Source organism: Agromyces sp. GL_144 (assembly GCF_057834305.1).
Genome location: NZ_CM174399.1, coordinates 3,877,965 through 3,894,942 on the forward strand (window position 1 = coordinate 3,877,965; position 16,978 = coordinate 3,894,942).

Here is a 16,978-nt window from a genome sequence, read left to right on the forward strand (position 1 = left end):
CGACGTAGCATGGCGGAACTCACGGACGGGTGGGTGGTCATGAGCGCACCCCGTCCCCGAAGGACTGGAGGGCACAGCATGTCGGACGCGAATCGCGCAGCCTCGGATGCGACCAGGGCGGCACGCGATGCCGCCGAGAAGGCGACGGATGCCGCGACCCACGCCACGGACGAGGTGAAGGATGCCGCCTCGGCGGCGGCATCGAACGTGTCGGATGCCGCGAAGCAGGCGCGCGGCGCCGCGGACGCGGCCGTCGGCGCGGCGAAGGGGGCGGCATCCGAGGCGCTCGACGCCACCAAGGACTCCGTCGACGGCCTCGTCGACGGCGTGAAGTCGGCCGCATCGCAGGCCAAGGATGCCGGTTCCGAGGCGCTCGATGCCGCACAGGCCCAAGCGCAGCAGGCGTACGAGACCGGACGGGGCCTCGTCGGCGACGGAACCGGCTACGTGAAGGCGAAGTACCGCGAGAACCCGGGGCTCGTGATCGCGGTCGGCGCGGCCGCCGCACTCGCCCTCGTCTTCATCATCCGAGGCATCGGTCGGCGCTGACGCCACCGGAGGACAGGCGAAGGGGAACACGCCGAAACGACGAAGGAGCGTGTCGAGACCTGGGGTCCCGACACGCTCCTTCGTCGTTTCTCGGCCTGCGGCCTCTCGGTCGGTCGACCGTCGAGCCGTCGGCCTCTCGGCTCAGTCGACCGCGGTGAGCGAGCCGGTCGTCGGCCCCGGGGCATCCGTCCACGCGGCGGCGCCCTTGTGCTCCCAGTCGACCGTCACCTTGGGCCGGGCGAAGAAGAGCACCAGCACGGCGCCGACCGCGAACGAGATGACGGGCAGCCAGAGCGACTGCGACATGGCGTCGGTGAACCCAGCGGCGATCTGCGGCGGCAGGGCCTGGCCAGCGGTCGACGACTGCTCGCCGCCGGCCTCGGCGAACCCGGGCAGGTTCGTCTCGAGCCGGGCATTCATGAGCGCGGTGATGGCCGCGGCGCCGAAGACCGAGCCGAACTGGCGGGTCATGTTGTAGACGCCCGACCCGGCGCCCGCCTGGTGCGGGGGCAGGTTGCGGGTCGCGGTCGACGCGAGCGGCGCCCAGATGCCCGACAGGCCGAGACCGAGGCCCGCGGCCGGGATCAGCAGCACCCAGAGCTCGACGTCGGGCGTGATGAGCAGCGACATCGCCGCGAGCGAGCCCGCGGTGATGGCGAACCCGGCGAACGCGATCCACTTGGGGTCGACGCGGTCGGTCAGGCGGCCGATGAACGGCGCCATGACGCCCGAGACGACGGCCATCGGCACGAGCATGAGGGCGGCCTGCGTGGGCTCGAGGCCGCGGGCGACCTGGTAGTAGAACGCGAGCGGCAGCGGCATGGCGACGATCGCGAGGCCGACGACCGTGATCGCGGCGTTCGACAGGGCGAAGTTGCGGTCCTTGAAGAGGTCGAGGGGCAGCAGCGGCTCCTTGCGGTTGAAGCGCTGCCAGACGACGAAGGCGACGAGCACGACGAGGCCCGTGATGATGAGGCCCCACACGGTGATCGGCCCGGTGATGGTGCCCCAGTCGTAGGTCTCGCCCTCTTGAATGCCGAAGATCACGAGGAACATGCCGACCGCGCTCAGCACGACGCCGAGCCAGTCGAAGGAGTGCTGGTGCGTCTCGAGCTTCGGCACGAGCCGCACGGCGAGGATGAACGCGACGACGCCGACGGGCACGTTGACGATGAAGATCCACTCCCACCCGAGCGAGTCGACGAGCACGCCGCCGAGGATCGGTCCGACGAGGGTGGCGACGCCGGCGACGGCGCCCCAGAGGCCCATGGCCGCGCCGCGCTGGGTGGGCGGGAAGATGCGCGTGATGACGGCCATCGTCTGCGGGGTCATCAGCGCGGCGCCGAGGCCCTGTGCCACGCGGGCGACGATGAGCATCGTGATGTCGTCGGAGAGTCCGCACCAGAGCGAGGAGAGCGTGAAGACGACGAGACCCACGAGGTAGACGTTCTTCGGGCCGAAGCGGTCGCCGAGGCGCCCGGTGATGAGCAGCGGCACGGCGTAGGCGAGCAGGTAGGCGCTCGTCACCCACAGCACCGAGGTGAGGTCGGTGCCGAGGTCGCGCATGATCGCGGGGTTCGCGATCGAGACGATCGTCGAGTCGACCAGGATCATGAAGAATCCGATGACGAGCGCCCAGAGCGCCGGCCAAGGCTTTCGTTCGGTCTGCAGGTGTTCGGCCTGCGGGTTTTCAGATGACATGTCTCGGTGTTCCTCCAGAACGGGGACCGCGTCGCGGTCGAGTCGGTGGGGCCGCATGCGCGGCGGATCGGTGGGACCGCGGTGCGGTCGGGGCGGGGGCCGCGAGGCGCCGGATGTCGCGGAGCGGCCGATCAGGTCAGGTCGATGCGCCGGCGCATGTGTCGCCCGGCGACCACGCGAGTTCGCCCGAGCGCAGCTCGTCGATGGTCTGCGCGAGCCAGTCGGCCTCGGCGGCCAGCATCGCACGCGTGTAGTGGACGTTGAGCACGACGCTCTTGGGCTTGCCCTTGTCGGCGATGCGGACGATGGCGGCGTCGTACCAGGCGATGCCGTCGCGGATGGCGTCGAGGCGCGTGCCGAGCAACTCGATGACGCGCTCGACCGGCAGGTTGTGCGCCTCGCCGACCGCGCGCGGGAACTCCGGGTACTCGTTGACGTGCCGGCTGAGCATCTCTTGGAGGCTCTCGTCGAACGCGGTGCGCCCGGCGTCGGTCACGGTGTAGACCGTGCGCTCGGGCCGGTTGCCCATGCGCTCGGTCGAGGTCTCGACGATCAGCCCGTCGGCGGCGAGCCGTTCGACGGCACGGTAGAGCGACCCGGCGCTCACCTTGACGACGCGATCCTCCTTGCGGGCCAGCATGAGCTGGTACATCTCGTACGGATGCATCGGCTGATCGATCAGGATGGCGAGCGCCGAGAATGCGAGCGGGTTCAGCTGCGACATCCGATGCTCCTCTCCTGCCGGGTGTTCCGATGCGGTTATTCCATCCGGAATAGTACACCTGGAATCCGGATGCTGCAACGCGACCTCCGATCGCGATCGCGGCGCCGGCTCGACCCGATCCGGGTCGGCCAGTCCGGCAGGCGCGAGACCGTGGCCGCACGCCCGCGCCCGCCCCGGTAGAATCGAGGCATCCACACCCTCGACACCGGACGGAGAACCGCGGTGCCCACCATCGTCGTCGACGTGATGCCCAAGGCCGAACTGCTCGACCCCCAGGGGAAGGCCGTCGCCGGCGCCCTCTCGCGCACCGGACGCGGGGGCTTCAGCTCCGTGCGCATCGGCAAGCGCTTCGAACTCACCGTCGACGGGCCCGTCGACGACGAGCTGCGCGCGAGCGTGCAGCAGATCGCCGAAGAGATCCTCTCGAACTCGGTCATCGAAGACGTCGTGAACATCGACTTCGGCGACGAGAGCGCCGAGGCCACTGCGCCCACGGAGGGCTGAGGTCATGCGCATCGGCGTCATCACCTTCCCCGGCTCGCTCGACGACCGCGACGCCCAGCGCGCCGTGCGCCTCGCCGGCGGCGAGCCCGTCGCGCTCTGGCACGGCTCGCACGACCTCGAGGGCGTCGACGCGCTGATCCTGCCCGGCGGCTTCAGCTACGGCGACTACCTGCGCTGCGGCGCCATCGCCTCGCTCAGCCCGATCATGACCGAGGTCGTCGACGCGGCGAACGCCGGCCTGCCGGTGCTCGGCATCTGCAACGGCTTCCAGATGCTCACCGAGGCGCACCTGCTCGAGGGCGGCCTGATCCGCAACGACCACGGCTCGTTCATCTGCCGCGACCAGGTACTCACGGTCGAGAACGCGTCGACCGACTGGACGAGCGGCTTCGACGCCGGCCAGCAGATCACGATCCCACTGAAGAACGGCGAGGGCGGGTTCATCGCCGATGCCGAGACGCTCGACCGCCTCGAGGGCGAGGGTCGCGTGGTCTTCCGCTATGTCGACGTGAACCCCAACGGCTCGATGCGCGACATCGCGGGCATCACGAACGAACGCGGCAATGTGGTCGGCCTCATGCCCCACCCCGAGCACGCGGTCGAGCCCGGCTTCGGCCCCGACACCGCCGCCGCCATGCGCTCGGGCGTCGACGGCCTCGGCTTCTTCACGAGCGTCATCCGCAAGACCCTCGTCGAGGCGTAGCGCTTCAGCCGGTCGCCACTCGTCGCGATCCGGTGACGGATGCCTCGGAGGACTCCTTGGGCGCGCAAAAGAAAACGGCGTGGTGAGACACGTTCAGGTATGCAAGTGCTGCTCTGCGGCTCCCTGATACGCCGGGAGGACGATTCTCTCTCAGCGGCGGCTACATCTACGACGATCAACGGTCGACTTGGACTCCGATCGACCGACCGAACGATGCACCTCAAGAGGCCGGCGTCGCGGTCTGGGCCGACGATCGACTCCTCGTCGTCGGTGGAACCGACTGGAACGACCCAGGAGGCTCGATCAGCACCCGAACCTGGATGCTCGACCCCGTGGCGAGTGAATGAGCACCGGCCGACGCAAGCTTGCGGTACTGTGCGGCGCTATGTAATGTGTCCCGCATGGTAGACCTCGCGAAGCACGAGCAGGACCTCCGCAAGGGCGTCCTCGTGCTCGCCGTCCTGTCCCAGTTGCGCGAGGAGCAGTACGGCTACTCGCTGCGACAGGCGCTCGTCGAGCGCGGGATGCCCATCGAAGAGGGCACGCTCTACCCCCTGCTGCGACGGCTCGAGGCGCAAGGCCTCCTCGCCTCGCAGTGGCGGGCGGAGAACGGCCCACCGCGTCGCTACTACTCGCTGAGCGCCGGCGGCGCCGAGCTCTACCGAGAGCTGTCCGCATCGTGGGCCTCTCTCGCAACCGTGATGTCCCAGCTCCTGGACGGGGAGAAGCCATGAAGCCGGATGCCCTCATCGAGTCCTACGTCGCCGAAGTCGTGCGCCACCTGCCGAGGAGGCAGCGCAACGACGTCGGGTTCGAACTGCGCTCGCTGCTCACCGAGGAACTGCGCGGGCGCGCCGGCGACAGCGAGCCCGACGCAGAGGCGACGCTCGAACTGCTCGCGACCTTCGGCAAGCCCGCGGAGGTGGCCGACCGCTATCGGCCGGCCGGATTCACGATCATCCGCCCCGCGGACGCGCCCCGCTTCGCCTGGATCTCGCTCGTCGGCGTGGCCGTCCAATGGGTGATCACGCTCATCGCGACCTACACCGCCCCCGCGACCGGCGCCGGCGACGACTGGCTCAGTCGGCTCGGCACATGGTGGCTGTCCGCGGGGCTCGGTGCGTTCTGGTGGCCCGGCCTGCTCGTCTCGTTGAGCATCGTCGCGGCAGCGATCGCGGCTCGGCGGGGCGGTGATGCTCCGGAGTGGACGCCCCGAGCGGCGGCGATGCTCGACCGCGACCGCATCCATCGCCCGCTCTACGTGCTCGCGATCGCGGGCGCCCTCGTGGGCATCGCCGCTCTGGTGGCCGCGATCAACCTCGCCACGTGGTGGCCCGGGCTACCGCAACCGCTGCTCGACGCGTTCGTGATCGACGAGGATTTCCTGGCCACGCGGGCTCCTTGGGCACTCGTGCTCTGGGCGGCGAGCTTGGCGACCATGATCGCCGTCCTCGTCGCGGGGCGCTGGACCCGCACGACCAGACTGCTCGCCATCGTGGGGAATGCGCTCTGGGTCGTCCTGCTCGTCTGGTGGGTCGTGGCCGGTCCGATCTTCGTACAGCCCTACGCCGACTCCGTGACCAAGGGATGCCTCCTCCTCGTCGCCGCGATCTGCGTCCTCGATCTCGTGTTCACCGCCCGCCACTTGCGCCAGGGCATCCCCGAGCCGGCGATCTAACTTCCCGTACCGTGATTGCTTTTGAGCCGAACGATCGTTGCGGGACTCTCACACAGAGCTCGGCCCGCGAGCCGATCGGGCAGCGGGCGTGAGCCGGTGGACGCCGTAGCGTGGGGCTATGTCAACACGGGACGAGTCCGGACACACCATCGATCAGGCCGAAGATGCGATCCAGGCGGCCATGCGGGCGAGCGACATCGCCAAGTTGAACCTGCTCATCGCCGACGACCTCGTCTTCGCTGGCCCAGACGGGAAGCTGATCGGCAAAGCGGCCGACCTGGAGGCGCACCGCACCGGCGCAACGCGCTTCGCGCACATCCAGGAGACGCACCGTCGCACCACAGAGATCGCTGGGGCCGGGGCGACTGAGACGACTGCCGTGGCAACGGTGTGGAACGACGGACAATGGACTGACGTCAGCCTGCGATGGATCCGCGACTGGCGCATCATCGACGGGCGCTGGCAGGTCGCGGGCGGCTCAGTAACCGTCCTGGGTTGAGCACTCGTCGAGGCCTGCATCTGAATCCTTGTGCGGCAACGACCACCGCTCCGCGTGCTTGCGTCAGAGATCACGGGAACGAGTGGGCTGCCCGATAGGTCGTCGGCGATCACACGAGGGGTTGGCGCCCGGTGTCAGGTCGAGAACAATGCTGTCATGCGACTCGTCATCGACATCGACCTGGACAAGCTGCCGAACGATCAAGCCAAGGAGGCCGGGCGAATCCTCCGATATTGGGCCGGCGCGTTGTCCCAGCTGGAGTTGGACCAGGCGGCGGAGCACACGCTCATGGATTCGGACTACCGACCTGTCGGCAGTCTTCGCCTCCAGACGCGATGACGGATCAGTCAGCGGCGATCAGCGTTCGAACCGAGGTGGTCGAGCCAGCGCGGCTGAGCGAACAGCGACCCACGCCCGACCGCGCCTGGCCGAATAGCTCCGGCCGCGTGATGACTGGTGCAGCGGTTGCCTCATACAACAGACTGGGCGGATGAACACGCTCGTCACGATCCTGCACGTCATCACGATCCTCGGTACGGGCCTTGTGGCCGGCGTCTTCTTCGCATTCTCCGGCTTCGTGATGCAGGGCATCGGCCGGCTGCCCGCTGCCGAAGCGGCCCGCACCATGCGAGCGATCAACGTCACTGCCGTGCGCGCGCCGCTGATGCTCGCGATCTTCGGCACCGCACTTCTCGTGACGGTGCTCGCTGTGCTGACCTTCGTCGGCGGGCTCGTGGACACGCCGTGGTGGACGATCGCCGGGGCGGCGCTGTACCTCGTCGGGGTCGTCGGTGTCACGGCCGGTGCCAACGTGCCCCGCAACGACCGGCTGGCCGCGGTTTCCGACGAGGACGGCCCGTCACTCGCGGCCGCGTGGCAGTCGTTCCGTCCAGGATGGACCGCCTGGAACCACGTGCGCACGCTCACCTCTGCGGCAGCGTGCCTCGCGTTCGTGCTCGCCCTCATCCCGTAGGGCTCATGCGCCGACGGCCCGTGGAGCGATCCCGACCCGACGACAACTCGACGGGTGCCATCCGGAGCCGTCTGCGTCACTTCAGTTGATCGCGACGGCGTGTCAGGTTCGCTGTCTCGGCGGTGTTGCCCGCCAGATCGATGGCTTCGTCATACGCGTGGCGGGCGTCTTGGCTGCGGCCCAGCCTGCGCAGCAGGTCGGCGCGGGTGGCGTGGAAGGCGTGATAGCCGTTCAATTCGGCTTCGAGCCCATCGACGATCGCGAGTGCCACGTCCGGACCGTCGAGCTCGGCGATCGCGATGGCCCTGTTGAGGGCGATGATCGGTGACGGGTCGACGTTGACGAGCTGATCGTAGAGTGCGAGGACCTGCGACCAGTCGGTGTCACGGATGTCGCGGGCGGAGGTGTGCACTGCGCCGATCGCTGCCAGGATCTGGTAGCGCCCGGGAACCTCACCCGCCGCGGCCGCGGCCAGGCGCTCGCGCACCAGCCGATGGCCCTCGGCGATGAGCGCCGGGTCCCATGCCCCCCGGTCCTGCTCATCGAGCCGGATCAGTTCGCCGTCCATCGAGATCCGGGCCGTGCGGCGGGCCTCGGTGAGGAGCATCAACGCCAGCAACCCGGCGACTTCGCCATCCTCCGGCAAGAGGGCCCGGACCAGGCGGGTGAGCCGGATCGCCTCCGCCGTCAGATCGGCACGTACGGGGTCTGCGCCTGGGCCGGTCGCCAAGTAGCCCTCGTTGAAGACCAGGAACAGCACCGCGAGCACTCCGGAGACTCGGCCGGGGAGGTCCGCCGCAGACGGCATCCGGTACGGGATGCGAGCCGCCTTGATCTTGGCTTTCGCACGGGTTATCCGCTGCCCCATCGTGCTCTCGGGGACCAGGAACGCGCGGGCGATCTCGGCCACGGTCAGGCCGCCGACCATGCGCAGTGTCAGCGCCACCCGACTCTCCATCGCCAACGCCGGATGGCAGCAGGTGAAGATCAACCGGAGCCGGTCGTCATCGATGGCACCGATCGGCTCGGGCGGTGTGTGATCGAATACCAGCTGAGCTTCCTTGTGCTTGCGGTCGCGTTGGTTCTCGCGCCGCAGTCGATCGATGCCCTTGCGGTTCGCAGTGGTGGCGAGCCAGGCGCCTGGATTGGGTGGCACACCGTCGGCCGGCCACCGGGCGACAGCGGTCGCGAACGCCTCGGCCGCAGCGTCCTCTGCGAGGTCGAGGTTGCCGAACCGTCGGGTCAAGCCGGCGACCACCCGGGCCCACTCGTCATGGTATGCCCGGGTGATCGCGTCCTCGACGTCGTTCACGCGAACGGTCGCACCTCGATCTTCCGATCGCAGATCTTCGACGCCTCGGCGGCGAGGGCGAGCGCGACGTCCAGATCAGGCGCCTCCCAAACCCAGACCCCGCCGAGGTACTCCTTCGACTCCAGGAATGGTCCGTCGCTGAACACCGACTGCTCGCCCCGGTTGTCGATGACCGTGGCCGCATCAGGGTTCGCGAGGCCCCCCGCGAACACCCAGTAGCCGTCGGCGATGAGACGCTCGTTGAACTCGCTGATCGCGGGCCGTCGGTCCGTCTTGCCCGGATTGCTCATGTCGTCGATCACGGAAACGAGGTACTGCACGTGAAGATCCTCTCCTTCGATTCAGGTCGGCGTTGAACGCTCGTCCATATCATTGCGGGCCTGCGGGATGCTCGAGGTCGTAGGCGCGGGACACCTTCGCAGGGACGACCATGCGCCAGGCATCGACGACGAGCTCACGGGCCTCGGCCGGCTCCAGCACCGCGAGATCCGCGTGGACCCAGTTGAAGCGCAGGTCTGAGTCCGAGGGCATCTGGAACTTGCGCGGGTTCCCAGCGACGAGCGCTGCACGCTCCTCCTTCGGGAAGGCGAACCCCATCACGCGCTCGTCGAGGGAGAACGCGACGTAGACCACCTGACCGACGCGGAATTTCAATCGCCCGCGCACATAGGCATGGTAGGAGCGCTCCAACTCTGCACCCAGCGCACGAACGTCATCGATGACCGCCATGCCTACAGCCTCTCAGGCGTATCCGACATGGAGCGATCCCCGGATGTACGGGTGGGGCAGAGTGCGGTCAGGCTTCACGGCCGGCTTCCTCAGGCCTTCATGTAACCGCGCGCCTCGACGATCCTGCCGTCGCGGACGCGGATCAGGTTCACGCCCCGGACCCAATCGTTCTCGCCCGCTCCCCAGCGCAAAATCCACGGTGCCACGGCGAGATCCCCGAGGATCTCCGCCGGCTCGGGCGAGAAGTTCAGGTCCGCGTCGCCCGCGAGCGCGGACCAGCGTGCAAGACACGCTCGACCGCCCTCGTGACGCGCCCCGGCCGGAGCCGGGTTCGTGTCCTCGATGACGCAATCGTCGGAGATCAGACCCACGAGGAGTGCTGGATCATGCAGATGGAATGCTTGGTTGTAGCGATCCATGACCTCATGGATGGTGCGGACTGTTTCGGTCATTGCGGCACCTCTCGTGCGTATGGGAACCGATCGGCGGCAAACGCAGAATCGATCAGAACGTTGCGTACGTCGGACGGCCCGCGGGCCGATACGTCTGGATCATCACGCCCTTCGAATCGGAACGCGAGTCGACCAGGTTCATGGCGACATCCCGACCTGAGCCTGCGAAGAGGCGGGCACCCTGGCCCAGGACCACGGGGACGATGATGAGTTCCATTTCATCGACGAGGTCGTTTTCGAGGAGCCACTGGATGAGACGACTGCTTCCGTGTACCTGGAGTTCGCCGTCGCCGCTCGCTTTCAGTTCCGTGACGGCGGCGAACAGGTCCTCTCCGAGGACGACCGTGTTCGCCCATTCCGGTTCCGTCAGTGTTCTGGATGCCACGTACTTCGGATTCGAATTCAAGGCCACCCCGATCGGGTGGCGTTTCATGTCCTCGATGGTGCCCCAGAATTCGTGGAGGATGTCGTACGTTCGGCGGCCGAAGAGGAACGCGTCGGCACGCTGGAAGGTCGCTGCGATGTGATCACGGGTCGAGTCGTCACCCGCTCCCCTCGCCCACCCACCGCGTTCGAACCCGCCCTCGCGGTCCTCGGGAGTCGGGCCGCCATTGCCCTGGGTCACTCCATCCAGAGTGAGCTGCGTGATCGTCGTCAGTTTCATCGCGTTGTCCTCCATGCCATCGGCACCCGCACATCGGGCACCTCTCACTCACTCAACGAACGACACCGCCCGGATCCGACACCCCGACGAGATTCCCCCGACACGAAGCTCATGGTGCGTGATCCCGAGTCGCGACCCGCTGCGGTCCGGCCACCGAGCGGCTCGGGCGTCAAGAGCCTCGAAGCGCATTGATACGCTGCGAGAACGTTGATCGATGACGCAAGGGAGCCCGATTGCGCCAATCACCCGCGACCGCCACCGTTCTCCTCGCACTCGCATCGGGCATCGGTCTCTCCGCGTGCGTTTCCACGCAGGCCGCTCCGGCCGAAATCGAAGTCATCGAGCTCGACGGCCCGTTCACGCCGCTCGGCATCGAGGTCACCGGATTGCCGGCAGGGAAGACCGTCACCTTCACAGCGGATGTGGTGCTCGGTGCGGCGCGGTACTCCTCGGAGGCATCCTTCCGAGTCGGAGACAACGGGGCCATCGACCTCGCCGCGGATGCCCCGGAGTCCGGTGACTGGGTCGGCGCTGATGCGATGGCGCCGTTCTGGTCGATGATCGGGCCGGGCTCTACGCGCTGGCAGGCGTGGGACGAGCCGTTCGAGGTCGAACTGGCCGTGGTCGATGATCAAGGCGATGAGCTCGCGCAGACCACGGTCACGCGGCCTGGTATGGCGGCCGGCATCGAGGCCCGCGCGATCGACGAGCCCTCGATCGAGGGCGTCTACGCGATCCCGGCGGACATGTCCGCCGATTCCGGTCCCGGATCGCCGAAGCCCGCGGTCCTGGTCTTCAGCGGGTCGGATGGCGGCCTCGAGTACGCCGCGTTGACTGCCCGTTGGCTCGCGGGGCTCGGCTACCCGGCACTCGCGATCTCCTACTTCGGCGGCGAGGGGCAGCCCGCCGAGCTCGAGAACGTTCCGGTCGAGACGTTCGAGGCCGCCTTGGCGTGGTTGCGCGAACAACCGGAGGTCGACGTCGAGAACGTGACCTCCTTCGGCGTCTCGCGGGGAGGTGAGATGGCGCTCTGGCTCGCCGCTGAGCATCCTGATCTCCTCGCCGGCGCCATCGCCCCGGTCGGCGCCGGCACGATCGTCTGCGGCTACCCGCAGGGCGTCGCGTGGACGCGTGGCGGCGCCGCCCTGTCGACGGACTGCGCGATGTCCGTGGTCGGGTCGCCGACGACGCAGATCGACGTGGCGGCGATCGATGGTCCCGTCGTCCTCGCCTGTGGCACCGATGACGAGCTCTGGGACTCCTGCGCGGCACTCGACGACATCGTCGAACGCCGCGACGGTGCCGGGCTCGACACCCTCGCGACTCGCGGCGTCACTGCCCTGCACGCCGTCGCCTGGGCGCCCTACCTCCCGCTGCGGTTCGGCGACGAAGCCGAGCCGGAGCAGATCGCTGCGACCCGAGCGGTGCAGAAGGAGTTCTGGGGCGACGTCCTCGCCCTGCTCGCCGACTGAGGAACGCCGAGCGGACTCCGAGCCGTTCCGACCGGCATCGAGAAAGTGCCCGTCAGCTAGCATTCTGGGATGACGAACCCGGCTCCGATAGACGACGTCTCGATCGGCGGTGAGGGCATCCGTCTCGGGCAGTTCCTGAAGTTCGCCGGACTCCTCGACTCCGGTGGAGACGTGAAGGCGGCCATCATCGACGGCGAGGTGACCGTGAACGGCGAGGTCGACCGCCGACGCGGACGGCAGCTGCAGTTCGGCGACATCGTCGGCTTCGATGGACGCAAGGTCCGCGTGCGCCCGTGAGGGTGCGTCCGGGCTCGTGGGTGTGATCGGCGAGGTCGGGGCGGCGTACTCCCGGAGGGCGGCGGAGTACACCGACCTCTTCGGAACGATGAGCGCCGTGCACCCCTCGGATCGACAACTCGTCGCGACCTGGGCGAGCGGGCTCGAAGGTCGCGTGGTCGACGCCGGCTGCGGTCCCGGCCAGTGGACGGACTTCCTCGCCGGATTCGGACTCGAGGCCCGCGGTGTGGATCAGGTGCCCGAGTTCATCGAACGCGCCCGAGCCGAGTACCCCGGCGTGCCATTCGAGATCGGCAGCCTCGAGAGGCTCGACTGCGGAACGGAGCCCTCGGCGGAATCCTGTCGTGGTACTCGCTCATCCATCACGAGCCCGACACGATACGCGTGCCGCTGACCGAGTTCCGTCGTGCACTCCGGCCTGGAGGCACACTGCTCACTGGATTCTTCGAGGGCCCGGTCGTCGAGCGATTCGATCACGCGGTCACGCCGGCCCACCGCTGGTCGGTCGAGGCGCTCAGCACGGAACTTCATGCCGTCGGCTTCGACGTCCTCGAGTCGCACGTCAGGAAGACCGTCGACGAGCGGCCTCAGGCCGCGATCATCGCCCGCCGGGCCGACACCCGATAATGAAGCATGTCCTCCTCCGTCGAACGCCGTTCCAATCCGACTGCCTGGGCCGCGTTCTGGCTCGCGCTGGCCGGCCTCGTGCTCATGCCCATCCCGCTGTTCATCGGGCTGATCCTGGGCGGCGCCCTTTCGATCGTCGCCGCGATCCTCGCCGTGATCGCCCTCCTCAAGGGGCTCGCACGCAGCGGCACGGGCATCGCACCGGTCGTGTTCGCGGCGATCTTCATCGCGCTCACCTGGGGCGGCATCTCCATCGGGGGCGGCACGATCTGGTAGTTCGACCTCGGCCGCTCAGTCGAAGGAGCAGGTTCGTCGGAGCCGGGGCTCAGTCCTGCTTCGCCGCGGGCGCGGCGACGCAGACGGCGCCCCGGTTGCCGTCCTGGTCGGCGATGACCGTGAGCGAAGGCGCGTCGCCGTCGTCGACGATGGTGCCGCCCGCGGCGAGCGCGGCGGCGATCCGCTGCTCGGCCACCTCGGGCGCCACGTAGACCTCGAGGTGGAACCGCTGCGGGGAGCCCTCGTCGGCATCGCCGAACCACAGGTTCGGCACCCGCCCCGTCGCATCCCGCACCTCGTCGCTGGGCGACCCGCGCCCCTGGGACTCGGCGCTCCCCGTCAGCAACGCGGCCCACACCGGGGCGATGGTCGCCGAGTTCGCCGTGTCGAGGCCGAGCTCGATCTCGCTGACCGAGGCCGGGTCGGCGACGAGCCCGAGGCCGGCCGCGACCTCGGTGATGCGTCGCGCGAGGTCGACGTCGAGCCGGGTCACCCATTCGACGACGTGTTCGGCACCCTCGTCGTCGCGGTAGATCGCATCGTCGCTGACGAGCTCGAGGTCGACGTGCCCCGTGCCGATCGACACGTGCGGGTGGTGGCCGAGCTCGTCGCCGGCCTCACCGACCGCGACGATGAACCGCGCTGCGGCACCGAAGTCGCCGACCAGGTACCGGGCGTGCAGCCCCTGGGCCAGCTTGCGCCAGTCGGCCAGCTCGGCCGCGGCGATCTGGTCGCCTCTCAGCATGTCCATGAAAGGTGAGTGTAACTCGGGTCCGGTGCTGCGGCACCGGTATCCTTCGCGCCGCCCAGACGTTGACGACGGATGCTGCGCCGCGTCGCGGCATCCGCTCTTCCGCCGGCGCAGCCGATGACGCATGATGGGCAGCAACCGTTGATCGAAGGAGATCCGATGGCCCGCAGCCCGCGCCCCGACGTGTCCGTGCCCGACCTGTCCGTGTTCGACTACCTGTTCGGCGACCTGGGCGAGGGCGATCTCGATGCCGTCGCCATCGTCGACGGCCCGAGCGGCGCCGAGACGACCTACCGCCAGCTCGTCGGCCAGATCTCGCTGCTCGCCGGCGCGCTCGCGGCCCGCGGTGTCGGGGTCGGCGACGTGGTCGCGCTGCTCTGCCCGAACGTGCCCGCGTTCGCGACCGTGTTCCACGGCATCCTGCGCTCGGGCGCCACGGCGACGACCGTGAACTCGCTCTACACGCCCGACGAGATCGCCAACCAGCTGACCGACTCGCGCGCGACCTGGTTCTTCACCGTGTCGCCGCTGCTGCCGGGCGCGAAGGCCGCGGCCGAGCGGGTGGGCATCGCCGACGACCACCTCATCGTGCTCGACGGCGCGGAGGGGCATCCGTCACTGCGCGACCTGCTGACCGAGGGGCACCAGGCTCCGGATGTCTCGTTCGATCCGGCCGAGCACCTCGCCGTGCTGCCCTACTCGTCGGGCACGACCGGCCGGCCGAAGGGCGTGATGCTGACGCACCGCAACCTCGTCGCGAACGTCGCCCAGAGCAAGGCCACGATCGGCCTCGAGCGCGAGGACCGGGTGCTCGCGGTGCTGCCCTTCTTCCACATCTACGGCCTGACCGTGCTGCTGAACTACGCGCTCAAGTGCCGCGCGAGCCTCGTGACCATGCCGAGGTTCGACCTCGTCGAGTTCCTCAGGGTCATCGGCGAGTACCGGGCGACCTGGCTCTTCATCGCGCCGCCGATCGCGGTCGCCCTCGCGAAGCATCCGCTCGTCGCCCAGGCCGACACCTCGAGCGTGAAGGTCGTGTTCTCGGGGGCGGCACCGCTCGACGGCGCCCTCGCCGAGGCCGTCGCCGAGCGGCTGGACTGCGTCGTGTGCCAGGGCTACGGCATGACCGAGACGAGCCCGGTCACGCATGTCATCGCGGTCGACCGACCCGACCTCGACCGCTCCACGATCGGCAACCTGCTGCCGAACACCGAGGCGCGCATCGTCGACGTCGAGACGGGAGACGACGTCACCGTGCCGGGCGACGGCGCGAGCGAGCCCGGCGAGATCTGGATCCGCGGGCCGCAGGTCATGAAGGGCTACCTCGGCAACGCCGAGGCGACGGCCGCGATGCTCGACGGGGACGGCTGGCTGCACACGGGCGACATCGCGACCGTCACGGCCGACGGCACCTACCGCATCGTCGACCGGCTCAAGGAGCTCATCAAGTACAAGGGCTACCAGGTCGCCCCCGCCGTGCTCGAGGCCGTGCTGCTCGGGCACCCGAGGATCGCGGATGCCGCGGTGATCGGCGTGCTCGATGAAGACGGTCAAGAGATCCCCAAGGCATTCGTGGTCGTGCAGGCCGAGGCCGAACTCGGCACCGACGAGGTCATGGCCTACGTCGCCGAACATGTCGCGCCGCACGAGAAGGTGCGCCGGGTCGAGTTCATCGACGTCGTGCCGAAGTCGAGCGCGGGCAAGATCCTGCGCAAGGACCTGCGGGCACGGCAGGCCGCGAGCACGGGCAGCGGCGCAGGCGCCTGACGCTTCGGTCGGATGCCGCGGCGAGGGCATGAGTCGGACGCCACGGCGAGGGCATGATCGGAGCCCTCGCCGAGGCATCCGGCGTGTCCCATCACCCGTGCCGATCGGCGCGTGCGCGGCGCCGATAGGATCGGCGCGCACAGCTGCCGACGGCAGTACGGAGGGGGCCGACATGAGCGAGACCGCGCGCACGAAACCGCAGTTGAACGACCTCGCCTACATGCGCGACGCCGTGCTGTTCGACGGGCCCGAGTCGCCTCACAAGCTGAGCCGCTTCTGGATGCTGCTGATCCTCTCGTCGATCATCGCCGCGGCCGGCGTGGTCGCCGACTCGACGGCGACGGTCATCGGCGCGATGATCGTGGCGCCGCTCATGCTGCCGATCCAGGGCACGATGCTCGCGACCGTGCTCGGCGACCGAGACGCGCTCATCCGCTCGCTGCTCCTGCTCGTGGGCGGCGCGGCGACCGCGATCGGCATCGGCTTCGTCGTCGGCCTCATGGTCGTGAACGACGTGGTCGCCGCCACGAACTCGCAGGTCGACGGACGGGTCTCGCCGGGACTCATCGACCTGCTCGCCGCGCTCGCGACGGGCGTCGTCGGCTCGATCGCGCTCGTGCGGCGCGACATCGCCGACACTCTGCCCGGCGTCGCGATCGCGATCTCGCTCGTGCCGCCGCTCTCGGTCGTCGGCCTGACCCTCGAGTCCGGGGCGCCCGACGAGTCGATGGGGGCCCTGCTGCTCTTCCTCACCAACGTCGCGGCGATCATCGGCACGGGCGTCGTCGTCATGGCCGTGTACGGCGCGGGGCGTCTGGCCGCCCCGCCGGCCGACGCCCGCCTGGTGGCACGCAAGCGCCTGAACACGGGCATCGCCCTGACGATCATGGGCATCGTCGTGCTGGTGCCGCTCACGATCTCGAGCGTGCAGACGGCCGAGAACGTCACCCGCGAGGCGACCGTGCACGGCGTGGCCGGCACCTGGGGCGACGACGTCGGCTGGGTGCTCACGGGCGTGAGCACCGCGAACGGCGTCGTGATCGCGAAGTTCGAGGGCACCGCCGACACCGGGCAACCCGACGTCGCCACGCTCGAGAGCGCGCTGCGCGACGCGGGCATCGACCCCGCGCAGGTGCAGGTCGAGCTCGTGCCGACCTACACGGTCAAGCTCGGCCCGGCCGCGCAGCCGGGCAACGGGTAGCCGCACGCGCGCATGGCCTCCCGCGACGTTTCGCGCCTCCCGCGACCGTTCACAACGGTCGCAGGAGCGGCGAAAGGTCGCGGGAACACGGACCAGTCG

At 69.0% G+C, this 16,978-nt stretch carries 23 protein-coding genes; 15 read left to right on the forward strand and 8 right to left on the reverse strand.

Features of this window, described 5'->3' with window-relative positions:
- Window positions 1-78 precede the first annotated feature (78 nt).
- Window positions 79-549 carry a hypothetical protein gene (locus AC3IPY_RS17790; protein WP_489185606.1) on the forward strand — a complete coding sequence of 157 codons (471 nt, stop codon included), beginning with the start codon at window positions 79-81 and terminating at the stop codon, window positions 547-549.
- A gap of 141 nt (window positions 550-690) precedes the next feature.
- Here AC3IPY_RS17790 and AC3IPY_RS17795 read toward each other — a convergent pair whose 3' ends face one another.
- Both AC3IPY_RS17795 and AC3IPY_RS17800 read right to left on the reverse strand, forming a co-directional pair.
- Window positions 691-2,250: a DHA2 family efflux MFS transporter permease subunit gene (locus tag AC3IPY_RS17795; RefSeq protein ID WP_489185607.1), complete on the reverse strand. Its 1,560-nt coding sequence runs from the start codon at window positions 2,248-2,250 to the stop codon at window positions 691-693.
- A gap of 136 nt (window positions 2,251-2,386) precedes the next feature.
- Window positions 2,387-2,974 (reverse strand): PadR family transcriptional regulator, encoded by a 588-nt coding sequence (locus AC3IPY_RS17800; RefSeq protein WP_489185608.1) that lies wholly within the window; start codon window positions 2,972-2,974, stop codon window positions 2,387-2,389.
- A gap of 222 nt (window positions 2,975-3,196) precedes the next feature.
- On the opposite strand from AC3IPY_RS17800, the gene purS reads away from it, so the two are divergent.
- From purS to AC3IPY_RS17835, 7 genes are all read left to right on the forward strand, one after another.
- The gene (gene purS / locus AC3IPY_RS17805; RefSeq protein WP_489185609.1) at window positions 3,197-3,478 is read left to right on the forward strand and encodes a phosphoribosylformylglycinamidine synthase subunit PurS; all 282 of its coding nucleotides are present in this window, start codon (window positions 3,197-3,199) and stop codon (window positions 3,476-3,478) included.
- A gap of 4 nt (window positions 3,479-3,482) precedes the next feature.
- A complete protein-coding gene (gene purQ, locus AC3IPY_RS17810) occupies window positions 3,483-4,181 on the forward strand; it encodes a phosphoribosylformylglycinamidine synthase subunit PurQ (RefSeq protein WP_489185610.1) in 699 nt (232 codons plus the stop codon).
- Between the two features lie 401 nt (window positions 4,182-4,582).
- The gene (locus AC3IPY_RS17815) at window positions 4,583-4,915 is read left to right on the forward strand and encodes a PadR family transcriptional regulator (RefSeq protein WP_489185611.1); all 333 of its coding nucleotides are present in this window, start codon (window positions 4,583-4,585) and stop codon (window positions 4,913-4,915) included.
- Window positions 4,912-5,859 carry a hypothetical protein gene (locus AC3IPY_RS17820; protein WP_489185612.1) on the forward strand — a complete coding sequence of 316 codons (948 nt, stop codon included), beginning with the start codon at window positions 4,912-4,914 and terminating at the stop codon, window positions 5,857-5,859. The genes AC3IPY_RS17815 and AC3IPY_RS17820 overlap by 4 nt, the downstream gene beginning before the upstream one ends.
- Before the next feature lie 118 nt (window positions 5,860-5,977).
- Window positions 5,978-6,358, forward strand: a complete 381-nt coding sequence (locus AC3IPY_RS17825) for a nuclear transport factor 2 family protein (RefSeq protein ID WP_489185613.1) — start codon at window positions 5,978-5,980, stop codon at window positions 6,356-6,358.
- A 156-nt stretch (window positions 6,359-6,514) separates the two neighbouring features.
- Entirely contained in the window at window positions 6,515-6,697 is a 183-nt protein-coding gene (locus tag AC3IPY_RS17830; protein WP_489185614.1) for a hypothetical protein, read from the forward strand.
- A 151-nt stretch (window positions 6,698-6,848) separates the two neighbouring features.
- Window positions 6,849-7,331: an anthrone oxygenase family protein gene (locus tag AC3IPY_RS17835; protein WP_489185615.1), complete on the forward strand. Its 483-nt coding sequence runs from the start codon at window positions 6,849-6,851 to the stop codon at window positions 7,329-7,331.
- 76 nt (window positions 7,332-7,407) lie between these two features.
- On the opposite strand, the gene AC3IPY_RS17840 is transcribed toward AC3IPY_RS17835, so the two are convergent.
- The 5 genes from AC3IPY_RS17840 to AC3IPY_RS17860 all read right to left on the reverse strand — a co-directional run bounded on the left by AC3IPY_RS17840 (window position 7,408) and on the right by AC3IPY_RS17860 (window position 10,488).
- Window positions 7,408-8,643 (reverse strand): RNA polymerase sigma factor, encoded by a 1,236-nt coding sequence (locus AC3IPY_RS17840; protein ID WP_489185616.1) that lies wholly within the window; start codon window positions 8,641-8,643, stop codon window positions 7,408-7,410.
- The gene (locus AC3IPY_RS17845; RefSeq protein ID WP_489185617.1) at window positions 8,640-8,963 is read right to left on the reverse strand and encodes a YciI family protein; all 324 of its coding nucleotides are present in this window, start codon (window positions 8,961-8,963) and stop codon (window positions 8,640-8,642) included. The genes AC3IPY_RS17840 and AC3IPY_RS17845 overlap by 4 nt, the downstream gene beginning before the upstream one ends.
- A 49-nt stretch (window positions 8,964-9,012) precedes the next feature.
- Window positions 9,013-9,372, reverse strand: coding sequence for an MmcQ/YjbR family DNA-binding protein (locus AC3IPY_RS17850; RefSeq protein ID WP_489185618.1), 360 nt, complete (start codon window positions 9,370-9,372; stop codon window positions 9,013-9,015).
- 89 nt (window positions 9,373-9,461) lie between these two features.
- A complete protein-coding gene (locus AC3IPY_RS17855; protein ID WP_489185619.1) occupies window positions 9,462-9,824 on the reverse strand; it encodes a nuclear transport factor 2 family protein in 363 nt (120 codons plus the stop codon).
- 52 nt (window positions 9,825-9,876) lie between these two features.
- Window positions 9,877-10,488: a dihydrofolate reductase family protein gene (locus tag AC3IPY_RS17860; RefSeq protein WP_489185620.1), complete on the reverse strand. Its 612-nt coding sequence runs from the start codon at window positions 10,486-10,488 to the stop codon at window positions 9,877-9,879.
- A 233-nt stretch (window positions 10,489-10,721) separates the two neighbouring features.
- Between AC3IPY_RS17860 and AC3IPY_RS17865 the strand changes: the two genes are divergently transcribed.
- The 5 genes from AC3IPY_RS17865 (at window position 10,722) to AC3IPY_RS17885 (ending at window position 13,160) form a co-directional block, all read left to right on the forward strand.
- Entirely contained in the window at window positions 10,722-11,960 is a 1,239-nt protein-coding gene (locus AC3IPY_RS17865) for an acyl-CoA thioesterase/BAAT N-terminal domain-containing protein (RefSeq protein ID WP_489185621.1), read from the forward strand.
- Window positions 11,961-12,029: 69 nt separating this feature from the next.
- On the forward strand, window positions 12,030-12,257 hold the full coding sequence (locus AC3IPY_RS17870) for an RNA-binding S4 domain-containing protein (RefSeq protein ID WP_489185622.1): 228 nt from the start codon (window positions 12,030-12,032) through the stop codon (window positions 12,255-12,257).
- 16 nt (window positions 12,258-12,273) lie between these two features.
- Window positions 12,274-12,651: a class I SAM-dependent methyltransferase gene (locus AC3IPY_RS17875; protein ID WP_489185623.1), complete on the forward strand. Its 378-nt coding sequence runs from the start codon at window positions 12,274-12,276 to the stop codon at window positions 12,649-12,651.
- A complete protein-coding gene (locus tag AC3IPY_RS17880) occupies window positions 12,642-12,884 on the forward strand; it encodes a hypothetical protein (RefSeq protein ID WP_489185624.1) in 243 nt (80 codons plus the stop codon). Before AC3IPY_RS17875 ends, AC3IPY_RS17880 begins: the two co-directional genes overlap by 10 nt.
- A gap of 6 nt (window positions 12,885-12,890) precedes the next feature.
- Complete coding sequence (locus AC3IPY_RS17885; RefSeq protein WP_489185625.1) at window positions 12,891-13,160, forward strand: hypothetical protein; 270 nt, start codon at window positions 12,891-12,893, stop codon at window positions 13,158-13,160.
- Between the two features lie 49 nt (window positions 13,161-13,209).
- Here AC3IPY_RS17885 and AC3IPY_RS17890 read toward each other — a convergent pair whose 3' ends face one another.
- The gene (locus tag AC3IPY_RS17890; protein WP_489185626.1) at window positions 13,210-13,911 is read right to left on the reverse strand and encodes a 4a-hydroxytetrahydrobiopterin dehydratase; all 702 of its coding nucleotides are present in this window, start codon (window positions 13,909-13,911) and stop codon (window positions 13,210-13,212) included.
- Between the two features lie 159 nt (window positions 13,912-14,070).
- On the opposite strand from AC3IPY_RS17890, the gene AC3IPY_RS17895 reads away from it, so the two are divergent.
- Both AC3IPY_RS17895 and AC3IPY_RS17900 read left to right on the forward strand, forming a co-directional pair.
- On the forward strand, window positions 14,071-15,678 hold the full coding sequence (locus tag AC3IPY_RS17895; protein ID WP_489185627.1) for an AMP-binding protein: 1,608 nt from the start codon (window positions 14,071-14,073) through the stop codon (window positions 15,676-15,678).
- 172 nt (window positions 15,679-15,850) lie between these two features.
- Window positions 15,851-16,879, forward strand: a complete 1,029-nt coding sequence (locus AC3IPY_RS17900) for a DUF389 domain-containing protein (RefSeq protein WP_489185628.1) — start codon at window positions 15,851-15,853, stop codon at window positions 16,877-16,879.
- Window positions 16,880-16,978 lie beyond the last annotated feature (99 nt).